Annotated in this window: 22 protein-coding genes; 8 read left to right on the top strand and 14 right to left on the bottom strand. The window is 68.5% G+C overall.

The window, feature by feature from the left end:
• The first annotated feature begins 250 nt into the window (after positions 1-250).
• Complete coding sequence (locus tag HMPREF1224_RS40825) at positions 251-1,642, top strand: GntP family permease (RefSeq protein WP_003088575.1); 1,392 nt, start codon at positions 251-253, stop codon at positions 1,640-1,642.
• Between the two features lie 33 nt (positions 1,643-1,675).
• Positions 1,676-2,446, top strand: coding sequence for a 3-hydroxybutyrate dehydrogenase (bdhA, locus tag HMPREF1224_RS40820; protein WP_003100413.1), 771 nt, complete (start codon positions 1,676-1,678; stop codon positions 2,444-2,446).
• 200 nt (positions 2,447-2,646) lie between these two features.
• Here the strand turns inward: bdhA and HMPREF1224_RS40815 are convergent, their stop codons facing one another.
• The 4 genes from HMPREF1224_RS40815 to HMPREF1224_RS40800 form a co-directional block, all read right to left on the bottom strand.
• On the bottom strand, positions 2,647-4,071 hold the full coding sequence (locus tag HMPREF1224_RS40815) for a short-chain fatty acid transporter (protein ID WP_003088572.1): 1,425 nt from the start codon (positions 4,069-4,071) through the stop codon (positions 2,647-2,649).
• Between the two features lie 212 nt (positions 4,072-4,283).
• A complete protein-coding gene (locus HMPREF1224_RS40810; RefSeq protein WP_003121716.1) occupies positions 4,284-5,465 on the bottom strand; it encodes an acetyl-CoA C-acetyltransferase in 1,182 nt (393 codons plus the stop codon).
• A 149-nt stretch (positions 5,466-5,614) separates the two neighbouring features.
• On the bottom strand, positions 5,615-6,271 hold the full coding sequence (locus HMPREF1224_RS40805; RefSeq protein WP_003088567.1) for a CoA transferase subunit B: 657 nt from the start codon (positions 6,269-6,271) through the stop codon (positions 5,615-5,617).
• A 34-nt stretch (positions 6,272-6,305) separates the two neighbouring features.
• Positions 6,306-7,004 (bottom strand): CoA transferase subunit A, encoded by a 699-nt coding sequence (locus HMPREF1224_RS40800; RefSeq protein WP_003088566.1) that lies wholly within the window; start codon positions 7,002-7,004, stop codon positions 6,306-6,308.
• 131 nt (positions 7,005-7,135) lie between these two features.
• On the opposite strand from HMPREF1224_RS40800, the gene HMPREF1224_RS40795 reads away from it, so the two are divergent.
• From HMPREF1224_RS40795 to HMPREF1224_RS40770, 6 genes are all read left to right on the top strand, one after another.
• Complete coding sequence (locus tag HMPREF1224_RS40795; RefSeq protein WP_010794095.1) at positions 7,136-8,056, top strand: LysR family transcriptional regulator; 921 nt, start codon at positions 7,136-7,138, stop codon at positions 8,054-8,056.
• A gap of 67 nt (positions 8,057-8,123) precedes the next feature.
• Entirely contained in the window at positions 8,124-10,079 is a 1,956-nt protein-coding gene (locus HMPREF1224_RS40790; protein WP_003160139.1) for an acetoacetate--CoA ligase, read from the top strand.
• Positions 10,080-10,136: 57 nt separating this feature from the next.
• Positions 10,137-10,415: a peptidylprolyl isomerase gene (locus HMPREF1224_RS40785; RefSeq protein ID WP_003088559.1), complete on the top strand. Its 279-nt coding sequence runs from the start codon at positions 10,137-10,139 to the stop codon at positions 10,413-10,415.
• Positions 10,416-10,433: 18 nt separating this feature from the next.
• Complete coding sequence (locus tag HMPREF1224_RS40780) at positions 10,434-10,790, top strand: MmcQ/YjbR family DNA-binding protein (protein WP_003100422.1); 357 nt, start codon at positions 10,434-10,436, stop codon at positions 10,788-10,790.
• A complete protein-coding gene (locus HMPREF1224_RS40775) occupies positions 10,787-11,350 on the top strand; it encodes a putative glycolipid-binding domain-containing protein (protein WP_003088555.1) in 564 nt (187 codons plus the stop codon). Before HMPREF1224_RS40780 ends, HMPREF1224_RS40775 begins: the two co-directional genes overlap by 4 nt.
• A 124-nt stretch (positions 11,351-11,474) precedes the next feature.
• Positions 11,475-12,683 (top strand): MFS transporter, encoded by a 1,209-nt coding sequence (locus tag HMPREF1224_RS40770; protein WP_003113497.1) that lies wholly within the window; start codon positions 11,475-11,477, stop codon positions 12,681-12,683.
• A gap of 32 nt (positions 12,684-12,715) precedes the next feature.
• On the opposite strand, the gene HMPREF1224_RS40765 is transcribed toward HMPREF1224_RS40770, so the two are convergent.
• The 10 genes from HMPREF1224_RS40765 to pedF all read right to left on the bottom strand — a co-directional run bounded on the left by HMPREF1224_RS40765 (position 12,716) and on the right by pedF (position 23,068).
• Entirely contained in the window at positions 12,716-14,410 is a 1,695-nt protein-coding gene (locus HMPREF1224_RS40765; RefSeq protein WP_010794094.1) for a hybrid sensor histidine kinase/response regulator, read from the bottom strand.
• Positions 14,394-15,557, bottom strand: coding sequence for an alcohol dehydrogenase-like regulatory protein ErcA (gene ercA, locus HMPREF1224_RS40760; protein WP_003088548.1), 1,164 nt, complete (start codon positions 15,555-15,557; stop codon positions 14,394-14,396). Before ercA ends, HMPREF1224_RS40765 begins: the two co-directional genes overlap by 17 nt.
• A gap of 85 nt (positions 15,558-15,642) precedes the next feature.
• Positions 15,643-17,469, bottom strand: coding sequence for an alpha/beta hydrolase family protein (locus tag HMPREF1224_RS40755; RefSeq protein WP_003121719.1), 1,827 nt, complete (start codon positions 17,467-17,469; stop codon positions 15,643-15,645).
• A gap of 4 nt (positions 17,470-17,473) precedes the next feature.
• Positions 17,474-18,619 (bottom strand): pyrroloquinoline quinone biosynthesis protein PqqE, encoded by a 1,146-nt coding sequence (gene pqqE / locus HMPREF1224_RS40750; RefSeq protein ID WP_003119136.1) that lies wholly within the window; start codon positions 18,617-18,619, stop codon positions 17,474-17,476.
• Positions 18,591-18,869, bottom strand: a complete 279-nt coding sequence (gene pqqD / locus HMPREF1224_RS40745) for a pyrroloquinoline quinone biosynthesis peptide chaperone PqqD (protein WP_003088542.1) — start codon at positions 18,867-18,869, stop codon at positions 18,591-18,593. Before pqqD ends, pqqE begins: the two co-directional genes overlap by 29 nt.
• On the bottom strand, positions 18,866-19,618 hold the full coding sequence (pqqC, locus tag HMPREF1224_RS40740) for a pyrroloquinoline-quinone synthase PqqC (RefSeq protein WP_003111679.1): 753 nt from the start codon (positions 19,616-19,618) through the stop codon (positions 18,866-18,868). The genes pqqD and pqqC overlap by 4 nt, the downstream gene beginning before the upstream one ends.
• Positions 19,619-19,627: 9 nt before the next feature.
• Entirely contained in the window at positions 19,628-20,542 is a 915-nt protein-coding gene (gene pqqB, locus HMPREF1224_RS40735; RefSeq protein WP_010794093.1) for a pyrroloquinoline quinone biosynthesis protein PqqB, read from the bottom strand.
• A gap of 52 nt (positions 20,543-20,594) precedes the next feature.
• The gene (pqqA, locus tag HMPREF1224_RS0112495; RefSeq protein WP_003106462.1) at positions 20,595-20,666 is read right to left on the bottom strand and encodes a pyrroloquinoline quinone precursor peptide PqqA; all 72 of its coding nucleotides are present in this window, start codon (positions 20,664-20,666) and stop codon (positions 20,595-20,597) included.
• Between the two features lie 357 nt (positions 20,667-21,023).
• The gene (locus HMPREF1224_RS40730) at positions 21,024-22,544 is read right to left on the bottom strand and encodes an acetaldehyde dehydrogenase ExaC (protein ID WP_003117412.1); all 1,521 of its coding nucleotides are present in this window, start codon (positions 22,542-22,544) and stop codon (positions 21,024-21,026) included.
• Positions 22,545-22,630: 86 nt separating this feature from the next.
• Complete coding sequence (pedF, locus tag HMPREF1224_RS40725) at positions 22,631-23,068, bottom strand: cytochrome c-550 PedF (protein ID WP_003107652.1); 438 nt, start codon at positions 23,066-23,068, stop codon at positions 22,631-22,633.
• Between the last annotated feature and the right edge of the window lie 184 nt (positions 23,069-23,252).

Genomic DNA, 23,252 nt, shown 5'->3' with positions numbered 1-23,252 from the left:
CCACGGAACTTTCGCTCGATTACGTCTCCATTTTGAGACAACGCTATTCCCCACGCTCCCCTTCGTCTCGCCGCAGCCCACGAAAACCGCGATTCTGGGGCCTGGCACGGTTATCGCAACGTGCCTTTCCGACGGCCCTGCCCCGTTCCAGGCCGTCACGCCGGTGCCCGCATCGTTCGACAACAAGAAACAGGCCCGGAGCGCCTTCCCCATGCGAAGCGCGCCCCGCAGCGCCGTGGAGATATGCCCGATGAGCGTGATCATCGCCCTTGCCGCCCTGGGCCTGCTGATGCTGGCCGCCTACCGGGGCTACAGCGTCATCCTGTTCGCCCCCCTCGCCGCCCTCGGCGCCGTCCTGCTCACCGATCCCAGCGCGGTCGCGCCGACCTTCACCGGGGTGTTCATGGAGAAGATGGTCGGTTTCATCAAGCTTTACTTCCCGGTATTCCTGCTTGGGGCGGTGTTCGGCAAGCTGATCGAGCTGGCCGGCTTCTCCCGCTCCATCGTCGCGGCGGCGATCCGCCTGCTCGGCACCCGCCAGGCGATGCTGGTGATCGTACTGGTCTGCGCGCTGCTCACCTACGGCGGCGTCTCGCTGTTCGTGGTGGTGTTCGCGGTCTACCCGTTCGCCGCGGAGATGTTCCGCCAGAGCGACATCCCCAAGCGGTTGATTCCGGCGACCATCGCCCTCGGCGCGTTTTCCTTCACCATGGACGCGCTGCCCGGCACCCCGCAGATCCAGAACATCATCCCCTCGACCTTCTTCGGCACCCACGCCTGGGCCGCGCCCTGGCTCGGCACCCTCGGCGCGCTGTTCGTCTTCGCCGTGGGCATGCTCTACCTGCGACGCCAGGCGAACAAGGCGCGGCGCAACGGCGAAGGCTACGGCAGCGACCTGCGCAACGAGCCGGAGACCGCCGATGACCTGCGCCTGCCGAATCCCTGGCTGGCGCTCTCGCCGCTGGTGCTGGTCGGGGTCGCCAACCTGCTGTTCACCCACTGGATCCCCCAATGGTACGGCCAGGTCCATACCCTGCAACTGGCCGGCATGGCCACGCCGTTGCAAACCGAGGTCGGCAAGCTCACCGCGATCTGGGCAGTGCAGGCGGCCCTGCTGCTGGGCATCCTGCTGGTGCTGGCGAGCGGCTTCGCGGCGATCCGCAGCCGCCTCGCCGAAGGCACCCGCAGCGCGGTGGCCGGCTCGCTGCTGGCGGCGATGAACACCGCCTCGGAATACGGCTTCGGTGCGGTGATCGCCTCGCTGCCGGGCTTCCTGGTGCTGGCCGACGCGCTCAAGAGCATTCCCAATCCGCTGGTCAACGAAGCGATCACCGTCACCCTGCTGGCCGGCATCACCGGTTCCGCGTCGGGCGGCATGAGCATCGCCCTGGCGGCGATGTCCGATACCTTCATCGCCGCCGCCAACGCCGCGCAGATCCCCCTGGAAGTCCTCCACCGGGTCGCCGCCATGGCCAGCGGCGGGATGGATACCCTGCCGCACAACGGCGCGGTGATCACCCTTCTGGCGGTCACCGGCCTGACCCATCGGGAGGCGTACAAGGACATTTTCGGTATTACCCTGATCAAGACCCTGGCGGTGTTCTTCGTCATCGGGCTGTTCTACGCCACCGGCCTGGTCTGATCCGCCCTTTTTTCATCCAGCGGGAGAAACAGCATGACCCTGAAAGGCAAGACCGCCCTGGTCACCGGTTCCACCAGCGGCATCGGCCTGGGCATCGCCCTGAGCCTGGCCGAGGCCGGCGCCGACCTGCTCCTCAACGGCTTCGGCGAGGTCGACGCGGCACTGGCGCAGGTCCGCGCCCGCGGCGTGCGCGCAGAGCACCACCCGGCCGACCTCTCCAGCCCGGAGCAGATCGGCGAACTGATGGCCTTCGCCGAGCGGACCTTCGGCGGCGTCGACATCCTCGTCAACAACGCCGGCATCCAGTACGTGGCGCCGGTGCAGGAATTCCCCACGGAACGCTGGGACGCGATCATCGCGATCAACCTGTCCTCGGTGTTCCATACCACCCGCCTGGCCCTGCCGGGCATGCTCGCGCGCGGCTGGGGGCGGATCGTCAACATCGCCTCGACCCACGGCCTGGTCGCCTCGGCCGGGAAGAGCGCCTACGTCGCCGCCAAGCATGGCGTGCTCGGCCTGACCAAGAGTGTGGCGCTGGAAACGGCGCGCACGCCGGTGACCTGCAACGCCATCTGCCCCGGCTGGGTGCTGACCCCGCTGGTGCAGAAGCAGATCGACGCGCGCATCGCCGAGGGCGTCTCGCCCGAACAGGCGGAACATGACCTGCTGGCGGAAAAGCAACCCTCGCTGGCCTTCGTCACCCCCGAGCAACTCGGCGGACTGACGCTGTTCCTTTGCAGCGAAGCCGCCGACCAGGTGCGCGGCGCGGCCTGGAACATGGATGGCGGCTGGGTGGCGCAGTAGCCGGGGCGGCCAGCCTCTCCCCAGACCCTCTCCCTGAAGGGAGAGGGAACCATCCGGAGTTCGCCCGCCCCATTGCGTAGGGCGGATAACGCCACAGGCGTTATCCGCCGATACCTCGTTTCCCGGCGCGGCTACCCTCTCCCCAACCTTCTCCCTTCAGGGAGAGGAAGTTATCGGGGCCAGGTCGGTCCGCCGATGCGCTACGGCATCACCGGTGGGATGTACGCCAGGGTGCTGCCCAGGGCCCAGAGCAGCACCAGCACCAGCGGGATGTGCACCAGCAACTGGACGAACGAGAAGCCGATCAGGTCGCGCGCCTTCAGCCCCAGCACGCCGAGCAACGGCAGCATGTAGAACGGGTTGATCAGGTTCGGCAGCGCCTCGGCGGCGTTGTAGATCTGCACCGCCCAGCCGAGGTGGTATTGCAGCTCGTTGGCCACCTGCATCACGTACGGCGCCTCGATGATCCACTTGCCGCCGCCGGAGGGAATGAAGAAGCCCAGCACCGCCGAGTACACGCCCATCAGCAGCGCGTAGGTGTCGTGGGAGGCGATCTGTACGAAGAAGGTCGAGATATGGTGGGCCAGGGTCTCGCCGTCGCTGCCGTTGACCGTGGTCATGATCGCCGCGATCGAGCCGTACAGCGGGAACTGGATCAGCACCCCGGTGGTGGTCGGCACCGCGCGCGCCACCGCGTCGAGGAAGCTGCGCGGGCGCCAGTGCAGCAACGCGCCGAGCATCAGGAACAGCAGGTTATAGGTGTTCAACCCGGAGATCGCCAGGATCGCCGGCTTGGTCGAGAACTCGTGTACCAGCCAGCCGCCGGCCAGCAGTACCAGCAGGATGATCAGCAACGGGCTGTGCTCCAGCCACTCGCCGGGCCGGGTCGGCGCCAGCCTGGCCGGAGCGGTGAAGCTCACGTCGACCCCGCAATCCTTGGCGTCGCGGGCGCTGGCGGCGCTCGGCGCGGTCATGTAGGCGATTACCAGCGAGACCAGGATCAGCGCCAGCAGCATGACCCCGGACTGCCAGAGGAAGATGGTCTCGGTGAACGGGATCACCCCGGTGATCGCCAGGATCGACGGTGGCAGGCTGGCCGGGTTGGCCTGCAACTGCGCGGCCGACGACGACAGGCCCAGCGCCCACACCGCGCCCAGCCCGAGGTAGGCCGCGGCGCCGGCGGCGCGGTAGTCCATGCGCAGGTCGCTGCGGCGCGCCAGGGCGCGTACCAGCAGGCCGCCGAAGACCAGGCTGAGGCCCCAGTTGAGCAGCGAGGCGAGCATCGACACCAGCGCCACCCAGCAGACCGCCGAGCGGCCATTCTTCGGCACCCGCGCGAGCAGGTCGATGAGACGCGAGGCGGGGCCTGAACTGGCCACCACATAGCCGCCGATGACCACGAAGGCCATCTGCATGGTGAACGGGATCAGGCTCCAGAAACCGTCGCCGAAGGCTTTCGCCGTGGCGGTCGGTCCGGCGCCCATGGCCAGCGCGGCCAGGCTGACGATGAGGATGGCCAGGGCGGCGAACACCCAGGAGTCGGGAAACCAGCGCTCGGCCCAGTTCGAGCAACGCATGGCGAAGCGCGCGGAGCGGCTTTCTTGGATGGGAAGGATAGCGGTCATCGCGGATTCTCTCGGTTTTATTGTTATTCGGCGACTACGGGGCCGCCTGTGTGTGCTACGGCTCCCTGGGCACCCGGCCGTCCCGAGGGGCGGAACGGTACGGGGCCGGTCGGACGGTCAAGGCCGTCCGCCGCTCGTTCCCTGGACACGAGCGCGCCATGCCCCCGCGAAAGGACATGGCGCGATCACGCCGCGAGCGGCAGGTCGATGGATCAGTCGCGGGCCAGGGTCAGGGCGACGCCCTGCCCGCCGCCGATGCACAGGGTGGCGAGGCCCTTCTTCGCGTCGCGACGGATCATCTCGTGCAGCAGGGTCACCAGCACCCGGCAGCCGGACGCGCCGATCGGGTGGCCAAGGGCGATGGCGCCGCCGTTGACGTTGACCCTGGCGGCATCCCAGCCCAGTTCCCGACCCACCGCCAGGGACTGCGCGGCGAAGGCCTCGTTGGCCTCGATCAGGTCCAGTTGCTCCAGGCTCCAGCCGGCCTTGTCGAGCGCGCGACGGGTGGCGGAGACCGGGCCGATGCCCATGATCGCCGGGTCGACCCCGGCGCTGGCGTAGCTGGCGATCCGCGCCAGCACCGGCAGGCCCAGGGCCTTGGCCTTGGCTGCGCTCATCAGCAATACCGCGGCGGCGCCGTCGTTGAGGCTGGAGGCGTTGCCGGCGGTGACGCTGCCGTCCTTCCTGAAGGCCGGCTTGAGCTTGGCCAGGGCCTCGACGGTGGTGCCGGCGCGCGGCTGCTCGTCGGTATCGAAGCTCAGCGGCTCGCCCTTGCGCTGCGGGACCTGGATCGGCGTGATCTCGTCGCGGAAGCGCCCGCCCTCGATGGCGGCGATGGCCTTCTGCTGCGAAGCGGCGGCGAAGGCGTCCTGCTCCTCGCGGGTCAGGCCGTACTTCTCCGCCAGGTTCTCGGCGGTGATGCCCATGTGGTAGTCGTTGAAGGCGTCCCACAGGCCGTCCTCGATCATGCTGTCGACCAGCTTCGCATGGCCCATGCGCAGGCCGGTGCGGGCGCCGGGCATGACGTAGGGCGCCAGGCTCATGTTCTCCTGGCCGCCGGCGACGATCACCTCGGCGTCGCCGCAGCGGATCGCCTGGGCGCCCAGGTGCAGGGCCTTGAGGCCGGAGCCGCAGACCTTGTTCAGGGTCATGGCCGGCACGCCGACCGGCAGGCCGGCCTTGATCGCCGCCTGGCGCGCCGGGTTCTGCCCGGAACCGGCGGTGAGCACCTGGCCGAGGATCACTTCGTCGACCTGGCCGGCATCGAGACCGGTCTGTTCGAGCAGGCGGCGGATCACCGCGGCGCCCAGCTCGGGGGCGGGAATGCCGGCCAGCGAGCCCTGGAAGCTGCCGACGGCGGTACGGGTAGCGGCGACGATGACGACGTCTTGCATGGATGGTTCTCCTGGATTCGCCCGTGGCCGGGCCGAATCGCTGCGGGTGGACGTAGGCGGTGCGACAGGCTCCTATCCTACGCCCTCTGGAAAGGACGGTCCGCGCGGCCGGCGCCTTGCGTGGAGGCGCCGGCCGCGCGGGCCGCGATTCAGAAACTCATTTCCGGCACGTGCTCGGGGACGATCAGCTTGCCGGCGGTCTTCGCCACGATCTCCTCGACGCTGACCCCGGGGGCGCGCTCGCGGAGGATGAAGGCGCCGTCCTCGATCTCCAGGTAGGCCAGGTCGGTGAGCACCTTGCGAATGCAGCCGCAACCGGTCAGCGGCAGGGTGCAGTACGGCAGCAGCTTGGACTCGCCGTCCTTGGAGGCGTGGGTCATGGTGACGATGATGTTCTCGGCGCCGGCCACCAGGTCCATGGCGCCGCCCATGCCCTTGACCAGCTTGCCGGGGATCATCCAGGAGGCGATGTTGCCGCGCACGTCCACCTCGAAGGCACCGAGCACGGTGAGGTCGACGTGGCCGCCACGGATCATGGCGAAGGACTGCGCCGAGTCGAAGATCGACGCGCCGACGCGGGCGGTCACGGTCTGCTTGCCGGCGTTGATCATGTCGGCGTCGACTTCCGCCTCGCTGGGGAACGCGCCCATGCCGAGCAGGCCGTTCTCCGACTGGAGCATGACGTCGATGCCCTCCGGTACGTAGTTGGCCACCAGGGTCGGGATGCCAATGCCGAGGTTGACGTAGTAGCCGTCCTTCAATTCGCGCGCCACGCGCTGCGCCATCTGTTCGCGGGTAAGTGCCATCTGGGGAAACCTCTTGTCGTTGTAGCGGCCGCCGTCAGGCGCGCAGCGTGCGTTTCTCGATGCGTTTCTCGAAGCGACCCTGGATGATCCGGTCGACGTAGATGCCGGGGGTGTGGATCTGCGTCGGGTCCAGTTCGCCGGGCTCGACGATCTCCTCCACCTCGACCACCGTGATGCGCCCGGCGGTGGCGACCAGCGGGTTGAAGTTCTGCGCGGTGTGGCGATAGACGACGTTGCCGAAATGGTCGGCCTTCCAGCCCTTGACGATGGCGAAGTCGCCGGTGATGGCCGGTTCGAGGATGTAGTGGCGGCCATTGAACTCGCGCGCCTCCTTGCCCTCGGCGACCGGGGTGCCGTAGCCGGTGGCGGTGAAGAAGGCCGGGATGCCGGCGCCGCCGGCGCGGATCTTCTCGGCCAGCGAGCCTTGCGGGGTCAGTTCGACTTCCAGCTCGCCACTGAGCAGTTGTTGCTCGAACAGGGCGTTCTCGCCGACGTAGGAGGCGATCATCTTGCGGATCTGCCGGTCTTCCAGCAGCACGCCGAGGCCGAAACCGTCGACGCCGCAGTTGTTCGAGACCACCGTGAGGTCCCTGACCCCGCGCCGGCGGATTTCCGCGATCAGGTTCTCGGGAATCCCGCAGAGGCCGAAGCCCCCGGCGAGGACGGTCATGCCGTCGGTCAGGCCTTCGAGGGCCTCTTCGTAACTGCCTACTCGCTTGTCGAGTCCGCTCATGCTGCTGTGCCTCTTCCGGCTCTTGTGATTGTGCGTGCGGCAGTCTGACTGCCGGGTCGCACAGAGCTTCTCCGCTGCGGACTGATTTGTTAAGTTTTTTTTTCCAATCCATTGATGAGAAAAACAAATAAATGACCGTCAAGCAGTTGCGCGCCTTCCTCGCCGTGGCGCAGAGCCTCAGCTTCGCCCAGGCCGGCGAACGCCTGCACCTCTCCCAGCCGGCCCTGAGCCTGGCGATCAAGAGCCTGGAGGAAAGCCTCGGCGGTCCGCTGCTGGAACGTACCACCCGCAGCGTCAGCCTCACCCCCGAGGGCGAGACCCTGCTGCCGCTGGCGCTGCGCCTGCTGGCCGACTGGGACAATACCGAGGAATTGCTGCGCCAGCACTTCACCCTGCAACTGGGCAAGGTCTCCATCGCCGCCATGCCCTCCTTCGCCGGCAACCTGCTGCCGCTGGTCTTGAAGACCTTTCGCGAACGCCACCCGCGGGTCAACGTGGCGGTGCACGACGTGATCAACGAGCAGGTGCTGGAGATGGTCCGCAACCGACGCGTCGAGCTGGGCATCGCCTTCGAGCCGGAGTCCCTGGAAAACCTCGAGTTCACCCCGTTCTACAGCGACCGCTTCGTCGCCGTGGTGCCGACCGGCTCGCCGCTGTCCGGGCAGGAGCGGATCAGATGGCGCGAACTGCTCGGCGAGCCCTTCATCACCCTGCAACGCCCCTCGGCGGTGCGCCTGCTCCTGGAAGAAAGCGTGGCCGCCGAGCACGGTCGCTTGCCGGTGGCGTTCGAGAGCCACCAACTGGTCACGGTCGGGCGGATGGTCGCCCAGGGACTCGGTGTCAGCGCCGTGCCGACCCTGTGCATCCAGCAGATGCAGGAACTCGGCGCGCGCTGCCTGCCGCTCTACGCGCCGCAGGTGCAGCGACGGGTCGGCCTGCTGCGGCTGAGCGAGCACAAGCTGTCCACCGCCGCCCAGGCCCTCAGCGACGTGCTGCTGCATGGCACCGACTGGCGCTCGCTGGCGCTGCCGCAGGACCAGTCCACGGAGTGAGGCAGGCAGCGGCGGGTCCGGTTATGCTTCCTGCATGTCCCGGAACAACAACAAGGACGGACACGCCATGCCCGCACCGCTCTGGAGCCCTTCCGCCGAACGCATCGCCGCCAGTCGCATGGAGGCCTTCCGACGCTTCGTCAACCAGCGGCACGCCCTCGGCCTGGTCGACTACCCGGCGCTGCATGCCTGGAGCGTGCAGCGGCGCGAGGCGTTCTGGCAGGCCATCGTCGACTTCTTCGAGGTGCGCTTCCAGCAACCGCCGCGTGCGGTCCTCGAGGAAGGCGCGCAGATGCCCTCGGCGCGCTGGTTCCCCGGCGCCACGCTGAATTTCGCCGAACACCTGCTGCGCCGCCGCGATGATGCCCCGGCGCTGATCGCGGTGAGCGAAGACGGTCGCCGCGAGGTGCTCAGCCACGCCGAACTGGCCCGTCACGTGGCGGGCCTGCAGAAGCGCCTCGCCGCCCTGGGCATAGGCCCCGGCGACCGGGTCGCCGCGCTGATGCCGAACACCTGGCAGACCGTGGTCGGCATGCTCGCCACCGCCAGCCTCGGCGCGACCTGGTCGAGCTGCTCGCCGGACTTCGGTACCCAGGGTGTGATCGACCGCTTCGGCCAGATCGAACCGCGCGTGCTGATCGCCTGCGCCGGCTACCGCTACGCCGGCAAGTCGCTGGACCTGACCGCCAAGCTCAACGAGGTGCTCGCCGGCCTGCCCGGCCTGGAGCAACTGCTGGTGGTGCCCTACGACCGTCCGCAGGCGCAGCCGCAGGACTACCGCTGCCAGGCGCAGGTCGCGCTGTGGGACGGGTTCTACCAGGCCGAGGGCGAGCCGGTCTTCACCCCGGTGCCCTTCGAGCAGCCGCTGTACATCCTCTATTCGTCGGGCACCACCGGAGTCCCCAAGTGCATCGTCCATGCCACCGGCGGCGTGCTCCTGCAACATCTCAAGGAGCACGGCCTGCACACCGACCTGGGCGACGGCGACCGGCTGTTCTACTACACCACCTGCGGCTGGATGATGTGGAACTGGCTGGCCTCCGGTCTGGCGGTGGGCGCCAGCCTGGTGCTCTACGACGGCTCGCCGTTCCACCCCGGCCCCGAGCGCCTGCTGGACCTCATCGACGCCGAGGACATCGCCGTGTTCGGCGCCAGCGCCAAGTACCTGGCGGCGCTCGAGAAGGCCGGCGTGCGCCCGCGCCACAGCCACCGCCTGGACAGCCTGAGGACACTGCTCTCCACCGGTTCGCCGCTGGCCCACGAAAGCTTCGACTACGTCTACCGCGAGCTGAAGAGCGACCTCTGCCTGTCGTCGATCTCCGGCGGCACCGACATCGTTTCCTGCTTCGCCATCGGCAACCCGGTGCTGCCGGTGTGGCGCGGCGAACTGCAATGCAAGGCGCTGGGCATGGCCGTGGAAATCTGGGACGACGACGGCCGCCGCCTCGCCAGCGGCAAGGGCGAGCTGGTCTGCACCCGGCATTTCCCGTCGATCCCGCTGGGCTTCTGGAACGACCCGGATGGCACCAGGTTCCACGACGCCTACTTCGCCAGCTTTCCCGGCGTCTGGGCCCATGGCGACTACGCCGAGGAAACCGTCCACGGCGGGCTGGTCATCCACGGCCGCTCCGACGCGGTGCTCAATCCCGGCGGCGTGCGCATCGGCACCGCGGAAATCTACCGCCAGGTGGAAAAGGTCGAGGAAGTCCTCGAGTCCATCGCCATCGGCCAGGACTGGCAGGGCGATGTGCGTGTGCTGCTGTTCGTCCGCCTGCGCGACGGCGTGCGACTCGACGAGCCGCTGCGCGTACGCATCCGCCAGACCATCCGCGCCAACGCCACGCCGCGCCACGTACCGGCGAAGATCATCCAGGTCGCCGATATCCCGCGCACCCTGAGCGGCAAGATCGTCGAGCTTGCGGTGCGCAACGTGATCCACGGCCGCCCGGTGAAGAACACCGACGCCCTGGCCAACCCGCAGGCGCTGGAGCTTTATCGCGACCTCGCCGAACTGCGCGACTGAAGCCGCGGCGAGCCTGGGCTAGAATGCGCGTTCCGTCCTACCGCAAAAGGTAATTCCATGCCCGTCGCCATGGCCCGCCACATCCTGGTCAAGACCGAAGCCGAGGCCGCGCAACTGAAGCAGCGCCTGGCCAAGGGCGAGGACTTCGCCACGCTGGCGAAGAAGCATTCGACCTGCCCGTCCGGCAAGCGCGGCGGCGACCTCGGCGAGGTGCGCCCGGGGCAGATGGTCAGGTCCATCGACAATGCCATCTTCAGGAAACCCGTGGGCGTGCTCCAGGGTCCGCTGAAGAGCCAGTTCGGCTACCATCTCCTGGAAGTGTATTTCCGCGACTGAACCGCCACCGGAGCGTCCATGACCGCCGACCAGATCGCCGCCTTCTGCCTGCAACTGCCCGGCGCCCGGGAAGACCTCAAGTGGGGTTCGAACCGGGTGTTCTCGGTGGCCGGCAACAAGATGTTCGCCATCCTCGACTTCGTCGACAAGGACGGCGGCCTGGCCTTCAAGGTCGGCAGCGAGCTGTTCCTCGGCTATGTCGACCGCCCCGGCATCCGTCCGGCGCCCTACCTGGCGCGCGCGCACTGGATCGTCATGGCCCGCCCCTACCCGATGAAGGCGGCGGAGTTGCGCGAGGCCCTGGTCCGTTCCCATCAGTTGGTGGTGGCGCGCCTGCCCAGGCGCCAGCGCCTCGGCCTGGTACTCGACGCATGAGTCGCGACCGTCTGTACACCTGGGCCGGCCTGTGGCGCTCGCCGTCGTCCAGCTGGGAGGCCCTGCGCCTGGAGGACGACCAGGCGGAAAGCCAGTTGCGCGCGCCGGACGAACGCAGCGGCCTGCCCTACCAATTGGACTACCGGCTGCGCTGGGACGCCGACTGGCATCTGCGTGAGGCGGTGTTCCACGTCGAAAGCGAAACCGGGGTGCGCAAGCTGCACCTGCTCGCCGATGGCCGCGGCCACTGGCAGGACGGCGACGGCGAAGCGCTACCGGCATTCGACGGTTGCCTGGACATCGATATTTGGCCAAGCCCCTTCACCAACACCTTCCCGATCCGCCGCCTGGGCCTGGCCGATGGCCAGCGCGCGGAAATCCGCGCGCTCTACATCGAGGCCCCGGCCCTGGAGCCGCGTAGCATGCGCCAGGCATACACCCGCCTGGACGCCAGCCACTACCTCTACGAGAACCTCGAAGGCAGCGCGTTCAAAGCGGTACTGCTGGTGGACGAACAGGGCCTGGTGATCGATTACCCGGGTCTCTTCCAGCGTCTCTGAACGCGCTAGCGCCGGGCACCGCGCGTCGCCGATAGCCCGGCGAATCCGTTAGCCTGCTTTCATTCGTCATCTGCAACGGTCATCATGGCGGACCGCGACAACCCACTGCGACCGCGTTTCCCACATGTCCGTCGATATCCGCCCCACCCCGCCGGCGCAGGACAGCGCCCGGCAGAACGTCACCCTGCAGATCGTCTCGGTGGTGATGTTCACCTTCATCGGCTACCTGACCATCGGCATCCCGCTGGCGGTGCTGCCCGGCTACGTGCACGACGACCTCGGCTACGGCTCGGTGCTGGCCGGCCTGGTGATCAGCCTGCAGTACCTCGCCACCCTGCTCGCCCGGCCCTACGCCGGGCGCGTCATCGACGGCCTCGGGCCGAAGCGCGCGGTGCTCTACGGCATGGCCGGCAGCGCCGCGAGCGGGCTGTTCATGCTGCTCTCGGTGGCGATCCAGGGCTGGCCGGCGCTGAGCCTGGCCAGCCTGCTGGTCGGCCGCCTGGTACTCGGCGCGGCGGAAAGCCTGGTCGGCTCGGCGGCGATCGGCTGGGGCATCGGCCGGGTCGGCGCGCCGCACACCGCCAAGGTGATTTCCTGGAACGGCATCGCCAGCTACGGCGCCATCGCCCTCGGGGCGCCGCTAGGGGTGCTGCTGGTGCAGTGGCTGGGGCTGTGGAGCATGGGCGCGTCCATCGTCCTGCTCGGGGCGCTCGGCTTCGCCCTGGCCTGGCCGAAGTTGCCGGCGCCGCTGGTGCACGGCGAGCGACTGCCGTTCCACCATGTGCTCGGCCGGGTCACCCCGCACGGTATGGGCCTGGCGCTGGGGGCGATCGGCTTCGGCACCATCGCCACCTTCATCACCCTTTACTACGCCAGCCGTGGCTGGGCCAACGCAGTGCTCTGCCTGAGTGCCTTCGGCGGTTGCTTCATCGGCGCCCGGCTGTTGTTCGCCAATAGCATCAACCGGCTCGGCGGCTTCCGCGTGGCGATCATCTGCCTCGGCGTCGAAAGCCTCGGCCTGCTGCTGCTGTGGAGCGCGCCGAATCCCTGGGTCGGCCTGGCCGGCGCGGCCCTCACCGGCTTCGGCTTCTCCCTGGTGTTCCCGGCGTTCGGCGTGGAAGCGGTGAACCTGGTACCGGCTTCCAACCGTGGCGCGGCGCTGGGCGCCTACTCGCTGTTCGTCGACCTGTCGCTGGGCATCACCGGGCCGCTGGTGGGCTTCGTCGCCAACCTGTTCGGCTTCCGCTCGATGTTCCTCTTCGCCTGCCTGGCCTCGCTCGGCGGGCTGGCCCTGGCCGTCGCACTGCACCGGCGCAGCCGCCGGCCTGGCTAGGGCGTGCACCGTCCCAGGCGGCGGTACGCGTTCTAGAGCTCGCCGAGCAAGGCGCTCAGGGCCGCGCGCAGCTTGCCGGGCTTCAGCGGCTTGTTGAGCAGCGGCACGCCCAGGCGGGCCAGCGCGCGGCGGCAATCGTCGCTGCGGTCGGCGGTGATCATCACCGCGGCGATCTCCGCGCCGTAGTCCTCGCGCAAGGCGCCCAGCAACTGGCAACCGGTAGCGCCGTGGTCCAGGTGGTAGTCGACCAGGATCGCATCCGGCGCGCGGCCATCGAGCGCCTTGCGCGCGCCTTCCAGGTCGGTGGCGGTAAGCACCTCGCAGCCCCACTGGCCGAGCAGCGCGGACATGCTGAAGAGAATCTCGGTCTCGTTGTCCACCACCAGCAGCCGCCGTCCCGGCAGCGGATCACCAGCCGAAACCCGCGCAATCGCCTCGCCGGGTGCTGGCCGCGCCGGCTTGCGGACCAGCGGCACCTCGATGGCGAACAGCGAGCCTCGGCCTGGAGTCGAATGCACCTCGATGCGGTAGCCGAGGATGCCGGCGATACGGTCGACGATGGCCAGCCCGAGTCCGACGCCACGGCGCTCGGAAGCGCGCCCGGCGTCCAGTTGGTTGAACTCGAGGAAGATCGCCTGCAACTGGTCGGCGGGGATGCCCCGGCCAGTGTCCCACACCTCCAGGCGTACCTTGCCGCCACGCCGGCGCGCCCCCAGCAGCACGCTGCCGCGCTCGGTGTAGCGGCAGGCGTTGCTGAGCAAGTTGCGCAGGATCCGCGACAGCAGGCGCGCGTCGGTGCGCACTGCCAGTCGCGGGATCCGCGCACGCAGGGCCAGGCCGGCGGCACGCGCGACTTCCTCGAACTCCGAGGCCAGCGGAGCGAGCAGTTCGTCGAGGGAATAGTCGTCCAGGTCCGGACGGATCGCGCTCTGGTCGAGCCGGGCGATTTCCAGCAGGTCGGTGAGCAAGGTCTCGGCGCCTTCCAGGGCCAGGTGGGTGCGCTCCACCAGTTGCAGTTCGGCGGCCGGCAGGCCCCGCTCACGCAGGGTATCGACCAGCAGCCGCGCCGCGTTGAGCGGTTGCAGCAGGTCGTGGCTGGCGGCGGCGAGGTACTTGTCCTTGCTGTGGTTGGCGGCTTCGGCGGCGTCGCGCGCCTGGCGCAACTGGCGGTTGAGCTCTTCCAGCTCGTGGGTGCGCTCGGCTACCCGCCGCTCCAGCTCCTCGTTCATGGTCTGCAGGCGCTGCTGGGCCTGGACCCGCTCGGTGATGTCGGCGACGAAACCTTCGACCAATTCTTCCTCGTCGTGCCTGAGCAGCAGGTTCATCAATACCTCGATGTAACTGCCGTCCCTGCGCCAGAGGCGCGTCTCGTAGCCGAACAGGCCGCCGCGCTCGCGCAGCAGCGCGCGGATCCGTCGCATCTCGGCCTCGCCGCCGACGAACAGTTGCCCGGCCATGTCCTCCAGCGACCAGAGCACCTGTTGCGGATCGTCGTAGCCGAGCATCTGCGCCAGCGCCGGATTGGCGGCGCGCAGCCCCTGGCCGAGGCTGGCCTGGAAGATGCCGTGCACCGCGTGCTCGAACAGCCATTTGTAGCGGTTGCGCTCGGCCTCCAGCTCCTCCAGGCGCGCCAGCAGCTCCGGGTAGTGGCTCTTGCGCGCGGAGTGGCTGCCCAGGCCGAGTAACCCGGCCAGGGCCTCCTGCTGCTGCTCAGAGGGCCTCGCCATAGACCACCTCGACATCGCGCTGGCTCGACTCGCGCGGGTTGGTAAGGATGCACGGGTCCTGCATCGCGTGGCGCGAGAGGAAAGGAATGTCGGAGCTGCCGACCCCGTGCAGGGCGAGGCTCTCGTGGAAACCCACGGCGTGCTTGAAGGCGATCAGGTGGTCCACCAGGCGCTGGCGGACCTGCCCCTGGGTCAGACCGCGGCAATCGATGCCGAAGGTCTCGGCGATCACCTTGAAGCGTTCCGGCGCGGCGCTGTAGTTGAACGCCACCACGTGTTCGACCAGCGCCGCGTTGCACAGGCCGTGGGGCAGGTCGAGATAGCCGCCGAGGCTGTGCGACATGGCATGCACCGCGCCGAGGATGGCGTTGGAGAAGGCCAGCCCGGCCTGCATGCTCCCGAGCATGATCTTCTCGCGCAGGGCGATGTCGCCGGGATTGGCGATCATCTGTACCAGATTGCCATCGATCAGGCGCATCGCTTCCAGCGCGTGGGGATCGGTCAGCGGCCCGTGGCCGGTGGAGACGAACGCCTCGATGGCGTGTACCAGTGCATCGATGCCGGTACAGGCCGAAAGGAAGGGATCCATGGTCAACGTGGTTTCCGGGTCGATCAGCGAGACGTCAGGCACAACCGCCTTGCTCACCACGGAGAACTTCATGCGCTCGTCCTGGTTGGAAATGATCACGAACTGCGAGACGTCCGCCGAAGTCCCGGCGGTGGTCGGGATCAGGATCAGCGGCGGACTCGGCACCCGCAGCCGGTCGACGCCTTCGAACTCGAGGATGCTGCGGCCATGGGCGGCGACGATGCCGATGCCCTTGGCGCAATCCATCGGGCTGCCGCCGCCCACCGCGACGATCACATTGCAGCCCTCGCTGCGATAGAACTCGGCGCCGAGCATCACCTCGTCGACCCGGGGGTTGGGCGAAACGTCGGTATACAGGCAGTAGTCGATGCCCTGCCCCTCCAGGCTTGCCTGGATGTCGGCGACCCAGCCGGCGGCGAGCACGCCGGGGTCGGAGACCAGCAGGACCTTGCGCGCACCGAAGGTCTTCACGTAGTTGGCGACGCTGTGCCGGCAGCCGGCGCCGAAGATGATCTCGGGCGAGACGAATTTACGCAGTTGGCTGAGGTCGTGGCTCATCTGACAGACCATTCTTATTGTTATCGGACATTGCCGGCAGCCTACTGCATTCGTCGGTTATTGCAATGCGACCTTGGCGGCCCTTTCAATCCTCCAGCAGGCCCAGGTAGAAGCGCCATTCCGCCAGCAGCGCATGGGCGCGATTGGCCGGCTGGCGGAAACCGTGGCGCTCCTGCGGATAGCGGTGGCACTCCACGCGCACGCCGCTGCGCCGCAGGCCGGCGACCATCGCCTCGGTCTGCTCCGGCACCACCACCGCGTCGAGCCCGCCCTGGAAGAACACTACCGGCGCGCGGATACGCCCGACCTGAAGCACCGGGCTGCGCACCAGGTAGCGACGGCGCTGGCGCAGCGGGTCGCCAATCAGCCAGTCGAGGTAGTCACCCTCGAACTTGTGGGTGCAACGCGCCAGTGCCAACGGATCGCTGACCCCATAGAGACTGGCGCCGCCGCGCAGGCCATCGAGGCAAGCCAGGGCGCGCAACGCGCTGTAGCCTCCGGCGCTGGCGCCACGGACGAAGACCCGGGCGCGGTCGATCCGTCCCTCCGCGTCCAGCTGCGCCAGCGCGGCCTCGATATCGCGCAACTCCAGGCGCCCCCACTGGCCGCGCAAGCGCTGCCGATAGGCGCGGCCGTAGCCGCTGCTGCCCCGGTAGTTCAGCGCCGCCACGGCGAAACCGCGCTGGGTCCAGAACTGCAGGCCGGCATCGAACGCCGGCGAATGCATCGAGGTCGGTCCGCCATGCAGCCACACCAGCAGCGGCGGTGGTCGTCGGGGATCGACGCGGCGGCGGGCATTGCGCGGCGGATAGAAGAAACCGTGGCCGTTTTCGCCGTTGCCCAGCCCATAGACGAAGGCCTGCGGATGCGACAGGTCGTCCTCCGCCAGCGGTCGCTCGCCGCCACGCAGCACCTCGACACGCAGCTCGTCGCGATGGATCGCCAGCAGCGCCGGCAGGCGCCCGGCCGCCGCCGCGATGCAGTAGAACGCCCGGGCATCCGCGGCCAGTCCGGCGAACCGGTTCCAGTCCGCGGCCAGGCGCCGCTCGCTGCCGTCCGCTTCGCGCAGGAACAGTTGCCCGCCGCCGGCCTCGACGCGACTGAGCAGCAGCCTTCCCTCTCCCAGCGGCAGGTAGCTGCAAGCGCCCAATTGCCAGGGCGCGCCAGCGTGGTCGGCATCGGCGAAGCGGCCGGCCAACGCTACCTCGGCGCAGGGACGCCACCAGCCGTCGCGGTCGCTCAGCCAGTGAAGGCGGCCGGCGGGATCGAAGCGTGGTTGCTGGATCGACTCGCCGCCTCCGGCTCCGGCCAGGCAGCGCGTACGCCCATTCTCCGCCAGGCCCAGGCGGGTCTCGGTCCAGGGCTGGTGCGGACGGTCCCATTCGATCCAGGCCAGCCGCCGCCCCTGGCCGGCGGCACGCGGCGCGGCGTAGAAATCGGCGCCCTCGACCAGCACCCGGCGCGCGCCATCGGCGTCCAGGCGCACGATGCGATGCACGACCCCGGTCGGCCCATGGCTCTCTTCCACCGCCAGCAGGGCATCCCAGGCATCGACGTAGGCCAGGTCGCCGTAGCGACACTGCGCCCCGCCGCCCAGCACTTGGGCTGCGCGGCCCGCTCGCCAGCGGCGTACCTGCTGGTCGGTTTCGTCGACCCAGGCCAGCCCGTCGAGCGTCACGCAGCAGGCGCCGCCGCCGTACTCGTAGACCCGGCTGCGCACCGAGCCGTCCGGCGCGGTGGGCTCCTCCAGCACGCCGTCGCGCCACAGGTACAGGCGCGAGCGCGCGCTGGCCGGATCGAATTCCACCCAGGCCAGCCCGCCATGGGCCGCCTTCAGCTCGCTGAAATCGCGCCCGGCGGCTACCGCGCGCTCGGCGCTCCAGTCGCTCGGCCAGTCGCCGTAGTCGACCATTGCCTCAGGCCTTGCAGATCAGGCGTGACGCGCGCTGGTTGCGCCAGGTCAGCGCGTCCAGGCCAAGCGGCGCCTCCTCGGCCTGGCGACGGGCCGCGAGGATCAGGTCGTGCCGTGCCGACTTGGCGCAGACCGGGTCGGTGGCGTCGGCATCGCCGGTGAGGAGGAACGCCTGGCAGCGGCAGCCGCCGTGGTCCCTCTCCTTCTCCTCGCAGGAACGGCACGGCTCGGGCATCCAGGCGTCGCCGCGGTAGCGGTTGAAGCCGAACGATTCGTACCAGATGTGGCGCAGGCTGTGCTCGCGCACGTTGGGAAACTGCACCGGCAATTGCCGCGCGCTGTGACACGGCAGCGCGGTGCCGTCGGGGGTGATGTCGAGGAATACGCTGGCCCAGCCGCCCATGCAGGCCTTCGGCCGTTCCTCGTAGTAGTCGGGGGTGACGAAGATCAGCTTGCACGGATTGCCTTCGGCGGCCAGCCGTTGGCGGTATTCGGCGGTGATCCGCTCGGCGCGCTCCAGTTGGGCGCGGGTCGGCAGCAGCCCGGCACGATTCAGCGCGGCCCAGCCGTAGAACTGGCAAGTGGCGAGTTCGACGTAATCGGCTTCCAGCTCGATGCACAGCTGGATGATCCGCTCGATGTTGTCGATGTTGTGCCGGTGGGTGACGAAGTTGAGCACCATCGGATAGCCGTGCGCCTTCACCGCGCGGGCCATCGCCAGTTTCTGGGCGAAGGCCTTGCGTGAGCCGGCGAGCAGGTTGTTCACTTCTTCGTCGGCGGCCTGGAAGCTGATCTGCACGTGGTCCAGCCCGGCCTCGGCGAAGCGCGCCAGGCGTGCCTCGTCGAGGCCGATGCCGGAGGTGATCAGGTTGGTGTAGAAGCCCAGGCCGCGCCCTGCCTCGATCAGTTCGGCGAGGTCCTGGCGCAGCAGCGGCTCGCCGCCGGAGAAACCGAGCTGTGCGGCGCCCAGCTCGCGAGCCTGGCGGAACACCTCGATCCATTCCGCGGTACTCAGCTCGGCGCCCTCGCGGGCGAATTCCAGCGGGTTCGAGCAGTACGGGCACTGCAACGGACAGCGATAGGTCAGCTCGGCCAGCAGCCAGAGCGGCGGCCCCACGCTTTCACTGCAGCTCGATCCAGAATTGCGCATGGGCCACCTCGAGGAACGCCAGGATGTCTTCGTCTATGCCGGGGACTTCGGGGAAACGCTCGCGCAGCGCCGCGACGATGGCCGCCACGTCGCGGCGGCCATCGACCAGCTTGAGGATTTCCCCGGCGCTGTCGTTGAGCTTGACCATGCCTTCGGGGTAGAGCAGCACATGGCAGTCCTGGGCCGGTTCGAACTGGAAGCGGAAGCCCCGGCGCAGCATCGGCACGCTGTCGAGCGACGGCAGGCTCATGATGCCAGCCCCCGATGCCAGACCCGCTCGCGGGTCACCGTGTGGTACGGCGGGCGTTCGAGTTCGTAGGCCATGCTCATCGCGTCGAGCATGCTCCACAACACGTCCAGCTTGAATTGCAGGATATCCAGCATGCGTTCCTGTGCCTCGCGGGTCCGATAGTGCTCCAGGGTGATCCGCAGGCCGTGCTCGACGTCGCGCCGGGCCTGGGCCAGGCGACTGCGGAAATACTCGTAGCCGGCCGCCTCGATCCACGGATAGTGGCGCGGCCAGCTGTCCAGCCGCGACTGGTGGATCTGCGGGGCGAAGAGTTCGGTCAGCGAACTGCTCGCCGCCTCCTGCCAACTGGCGCGACGGGCGAAGTTGACGTAGGCGTCGACGGCGAAGCGCACGCCGGGCAGCACCCGCTCCTCGGACAGCACCTGCTCGCGCTCCAGGCCCACCGCTTCCGCCAGACGCAGCCAGGCCTCGATGCCGCCCGCCTCGCCGGGGGCGCCGTCGTGGTCGAGGATGCGCTGGATCCACTCGCGGCGGACCTCGCGGTCGGGACAGTTGGCCAGGATCGCCGCGTCCTTCAGCGGGATGTTGACCTGGTAGTAGAAACGGTTCGCCACCCAGCCCTGGATCTGTTCGCGACTGGCACGGCCCTCGTACATCGCGACATGGAACGGATGGTGGATATGGTAGTAGCGTCCCTTGTCGCGCAGCGCCCGTTCGAATTCGGCGCGATCCATGGCGGCACGGCTCATGTTGGCCCCCTACAGCTGGATGTGCATGCCATCCCAGGCCACTTCGATGCCACTGGCATCCAGTTCGGCGCGTTCTGCCGAAGCGGTGTCGAGGATGGGATTGGTGTTGTTGATGTGGATGAGCACCTTGCGCGCGGCCGGCACCTTCGCCAGCACCTCGAGCATGCCGCCCGGCCCGCTCTGCGCCAGGTGCCCCATCTGCCGGCCGAGCTTGTCGCCGACCTCGCAGACCAGCATCTCGTCATCGCGCCAGAGCGTACCGTCCACCAGCAGGCAGTCGGCGCGGCGCATCCATTCGAGCAGCGCCTCGTCCACCTCGCCGAGGCCCGGCGCATAGAACAGCGTACCGGCGCTATCGAGGTCCTCGACGAACAGGCCGATGTTGTCGCCCGGATGGGGGTCGCCGCGATGCGGGGAATACGGCGGCGCGCTGCTGCGCAGGGGGATCGCGGTGAAGCGCAGGCGCGGACAGGCCGGAATGGCGAAAGGCTCGCCATCGAGGGCGATCGGCCGATGGCGCAGGCCGCCGTTCCAGTGGGAAAGCATGGGGAACAGCGGGAAGCCTTCGCTGAGGTCCTGGTGGACCATCTGCGTGCACCAGACTTCGTGCGGGCAGCCTTCGCGCAGGCTGAGCAGGCCGGTGGTGTGGTCGATCTGGCTGTCGAGCAGGACGATCGCGCCGATCGCCGTATCGCGCGGCCGACGCGCCGGCTGGAGGGCCGGGAAGGCGGCGATCTGGACACGGATGTCGGGCGAGGCGTTGCAGAGGATCCAGCGCTCGCCGTCGTCGGACAGGGCGATGGAGGATTGCGTGCGTGGCTGGGCCGCTACGCTGCCGTCGCGGACTCCGCGACAGTTGCGGCAGTTGCAGTTCCACTGGGGGAAGCCGCCGCCGGCGGCCGAACCGAGAATACGGATGTGCATGGGTCTGCCCCGCGGGCTGGAGGGAGGCCCCGGAAGACCGGGGCCGAACGGATCAGCGGTTGGCGAAGTAGAGGGTCACTTCGAAACCGAGACGCAGGTCGGTGAAGCTGGGCTTGGTCCACATGGGGTCGATCCTCTCTGGTGGGGCCGGGCGATTCCGGCAGGTCGAGTTAAACATCAGCGGGGCTCGCTCCGAATGAGACTTTCGAAGGAGTTTTCCCCCTGATTTGGTAGGGACTGCCTGTCCCGCCCAAGGTTCGCCGGGAGAACGCCGTTGCGCCCCCCTGGTTCGCCCTGGTGCAGGGCAGAAGCCTAGTCCATGCAGGGGCGGCGGCGAGGCGAAAAAAAAGACGCGGCCAGGGCCGCGTCGCGCCAGAACCCGCCATGGGGAAAGCCGCGTCGGGACGCGGGACGAGCGCACCCGCAGGTGCCTTGGCGGAAAGGCCGCGGGTCGGAGCGATCCGCGGCGGCTGAGGACCGCTCAGAAGAAGCCCAGCGGGTTGATGTCGTAGCTCACCAGCAGGTTCTTGGTCTGCTGGTAGTGGTCGAGCATCATCTTGTGCGTCTCGCGACCGACGCCGGACTTCTTGTAGCCGCCGAACGCGGCGTGGGCCGGGTACAGGTGGTAGCAGTTGGTCCACACGCGACCGGCCTTGATCCCGCGACCCATGCGGTAGGCGCGGTTGATGTCACGGGTCCAGAGGCCGGCGCCGAGGCCGTACTCGGTGTCGTTGGCGATGGCCAGGGCCTCGGCTTCGTCCTTGAAGGTGGTGACGCCGACCACCGGGCCGAAGATTTCCTCCTGGAACACGCGCATGCCGTTGTGCCCCTTGAGCAGGGTCGGCTGGATGTAGTAGCCGCTGGCCAGGTTGCCTTCGAGCTTCTCGACGCTGCCGCCGGCGAGCAGCTCGGCGCCTTCCTGCTGGGCGATGTCGAGGTAGGAGAGGATCTTCTCGTACTGCTGCTGGGAAGCCTGGGCGCCGACCATGGTCTCGGTGTCCAGCGGGTCGCCGCGCTTGATCGCCCTGACCTTTTTCAGCACCTCTTCCATGAACGCCGGGTAGATCGACTCCTGGACCAGCGCGCGGGACGGGCAGGTGCACACCTCGCCCTGGTTGAAGAAGGCCAGCACCAGGCCCTCGGCGGCCTTCTCGATGAACGCCGGCTCGGCCTGCATGATGTCTTCGAAATAGATGTTCGGGCTCTTGCCGCCCAGCTCGACGGTGGAGGGAATGATGTTCTCCGCCGCGCACTTGAGGATGTGCGAGCCGACCGGGGTGGAACCGGTGAAGGCGATCTTGGCGATGCGCTTGCTGGTGGCCAGGGCCTCGCCGGCCTCCCTGCCGAAGCCCTGGACGACATTGAGCACGCCCGGCGGCAGCAGGTCGCCGATGAGTTCCAGCAGCACGCAGATGCCCAGCGGGGTCTGCTCGGCCGGCTTGAGCACCACGCAGTTGCCGGCAGCCAGCGCCGGAGCCAGCTTCCAGGCAGCCATCAGCAGCGGGAAGTTCCACGGGATGATCTGCCCGACTACGCCCAAGGGCTCGTGGATGTGGTAGGCCACGGTGCTGTCGTTGATCTCGGCGGCGGAGCCTTCCTGGGCGCGGATGCAGCCGGCGAAGTAGCGGAAGTGGTCGGCGGCCAGGGGGATGTCGGCGTTGAGGGTCTCGCGCACGGCCTTGCCGTTGTCCCAGGTCTCGGTGACGGCGAGCAGTTCCAGGTTCTGCTCGATGCGGTCGGCGATCTTCAGCAGGATGTTCGAACGCTCCTGCACCGAGGTACGGCCCCAGGCGTCGGCGGCGGCGTGGGCGGCATCGAGGGCCTTGTCGATGTCCTCGGCGGTGGAACGGGGGAACTCGGCGATCGGCTGGCCGTTCACCGGCGAGGTGTTGGTGAAGTACTGGCCCTTGACCGGAGGCACGAACTCGCCGCCGATGTAGTTGCCGTAGCGAGGCTTGAAGGTGACGACGGCACCGGGGGTTCCGGGCGCTGCGTAGATCATGGCGAAGCTCTCCTGTGTGGTCGTTCCGCCGTGGCGCGGCGGACTCGTGCAAGGGCGCCGCGGTCGGCGGCGAAGGGTCGGGCGCGTCACTCGTCGACGTGCACGCTTTCCAGATAGCTGCGGATCGCCCAGAGGCCTTCCTGGCTGATGAAGTCGGCCATCTTCGGCATGTACACCGCGCCATCGCGCACCGCGCCGTTGATGACCCGCTCTTTGAACCATTCGTCGCCCTCGGCGCCGGTCTCCAGCAGGCGCAGGTCCGGGGCGATGCCGCCGGACTTGGCTTCCAGGCCGTGGCAGCGCGCGCAGTTCTGGTTGTAGGCGGAGGCGCCGATCTCGACGGCGAGGTCGTGCTTGGCGTAGGGCTTGCGGTAGGGGTTGGTGTCGCGCCATTCCTTGCCCAGCGGCTCGAGTCCCTTGGTGTCCACTGCCTGGGGGGTCACATCGCCGTGGGCCAGCGCCAGGCTCGAGAGGCTGAGACCGGCCAGCACCAGCAGGCCGCGCAAGGCGTTGTTCTTGTTCATCACTTCATTCCTCCGGGGAGACAGGACAAGGCACGGGCGCCAAACGGCGCTCATCGCCATCCTAGGAAGCTCCGCCGCGCGCCCGAATCCTGCTTTGGGCGTCCTCGCCTACTCCCTTCGGAGTAGAGCCTCGGAAGGCCTTACGCGGGGCTTTGGCAGCAAGTCCAAGTCATGCCCCGTCCGG

Origin of the sequence: Pseudomonas sp. P179 (assembly GCF_000478485.2) — a bacterium.
GTDB classification, from domain to species: Bacteria; Pseudomonadota; Gammaproteobacteria; order Pseudomonadales; family Pseudomonadaceae; genus Pseudomonas; species Pseudomonas aeruginosa.
Note: the sequence above shows the minus strand (reverse complement) of the source record. Positions and strands in the feature narration are given on the sequence as shown.

What these genes read in the sequence shown, in the direction of transcription:
- pqqC (WP_003111679.1), bottom strand. Translation starts at nt 19,618, where the DNA reads ATGAGCCGTGCCGCCATGGATCGCGCCGAATTCGAACGGGCGCTGCGC.
- HMPREF1224_RS40825 (WP_003088575.1), top strand. Translation starts at nt 251, where the DNA reads ATGAGCGTGATCATCGCCCTTGCCGCCCTGGGCCTGCTGATGCTGGCC.
- HMPREF1224_RS40765 (WP_010794094.1), bottom strand. Translation starts at nt 14,410, where the DNA reads ATGGCGAGGCCCTCTGAGCAGCAGCAGGAGGCCCTGGCCGGGTTACTC.
- pqqB (WP_010794093.1), bottom strand. Translation starts at nt 20,542, where the DNA reads ATGCACATCCGTATTCTCGGTTCGGCCGCCGGCGGCGGCTTCCCCCAG.
- HMPREF1224_RS40755 (WP_003121719.1), bottom strand. Translation starts at nt 17,469, where the DNA reads ATGGTCGACTACGGCGACTGGCCGAGCGACTGGAGCGCCGAGCGCGCG.
- HMPREF1224_RS40795 (WP_010794095.1), top strand. Translation starts at nt 7,136, where the DNA reads ATGACCGTCAAGCAGTTGCGCGCCTTCCTCGCCGTGGCGCAGAGCCTC.
- pqqD (WP_003088542.1), bottom strand. Translation starts at nt 18,869, where the DNA reads ATGAGCCTGCCGTCGCTCGACAGCGTGCCGATGCTGCGCCGGGGCTTC.
- bdhA (WP_003100413.1), top strand. Translation starts at nt 1,676, where the DNA reads ATGACCCTGAAAGGCAAGACCGCCCTGGTCACCGGTTCCACCAGCGGC.
- pedF (WP_003107652.1), bottom strand. Translation starts at nt 23,068, where the DNA reads ATGAACAAGAACAACGCCTTGCGCGGCCTGCTGGTGCTGGCCGGTCTC.
- HMPREF1224_RS40730 (WP_003117412.1), bottom strand. Translation starts at nt 22,544, where the DNA reads ATGATCTACGCAGCGCCCGGAACCCCCGGTGCCGTCGTCACCTTCAAG.
- HMPREF1224_RS40810 (WP_003121716.1), bottom strand. Translation starts at nt 5,465, where the DNA reads ATGCAAGACGTCGTCATCGTCGCCGCTACCCGTACCGCCGTCGGCAGC.
- HMPREF1224_RS40815 (WP_003088572.1), bottom strand. Translation starts at nt 4,071, where the DNA reads ATGACCGCTATCCTTCCCATCCAAGAAAGCCGCTCCGCGCGCTTCGCC.
- HMPREF1224_RS40785 (WP_003088559.1), top strand. Translation starts at nt 10,137, where the DNA reads ATGCCCGTCGCCATGGCCCGCCACATCCTGGTCAAGACCGAAGCCGAG.
- HMPREF1224_RS40770 (WP_003113497.1), top strand. Translation starts at nt 11,475, where the DNA reads ATGTCCGTCGATATCCGCCCCACCCCGCCGGCGCAGGACAGCGCCCGG.
- pqqE (WP_003119136.1), bottom strand. Translation starts at nt 18,619, where the DNA reads ATGCGCAATTCTGGATCGAGCTGCAGTGAAAGCGTGGGGCCGCCGCTC.
- HMPREF1224_RS40790 (WP_003160139.1), top strand. Translation starts at nt 8,124, where the DNA reads ATGCCCGCACCGCTCTGGAGCCCTTCCGCCGAACGCATCGCCGCCAGT.
- HMPREF1224_RS40805 (WP_003088567.1), bottom strand. Translation starts at nt 6,271, where the DNA reads ATGGCACTTACCCGCGAACAGATGGCGCAGCGCGTGGCGCGCGAATTG.
- HMPREF1224_RS40775 (WP_003088555.1), top strand. Translation starts at nt 10,787, where the DNA reads ATGAGTCGCGACCGTCTGTACACCTGGGCCGGCCTGTGGCGCTCGCCG.
- HMPREF1224_RS40780 (WP_003100422.1), top strand. Translation starts at nt 10,434, where the DNA reads ATGACCGCCGACCAGATCGCCGCCTTCTGCCTGCAACTGCCCGGCGCC.
- HMPREF1224_RS40800 (WP_003088566.1), bottom strand. Translation starts at nt 7,004, where the DNA reads ATGAGCGGACTCGACAAGCGAGTAGGCAGTTACGAAGAGGCCCTCGAA.
- ercA (WP_003088548.1), bottom strand. Translation starts at nt 15,557, where the DNA reads ATGAGCCACGACCTCAGCCAACTGCGTAAATTCGTCTCGCCCGAGATC.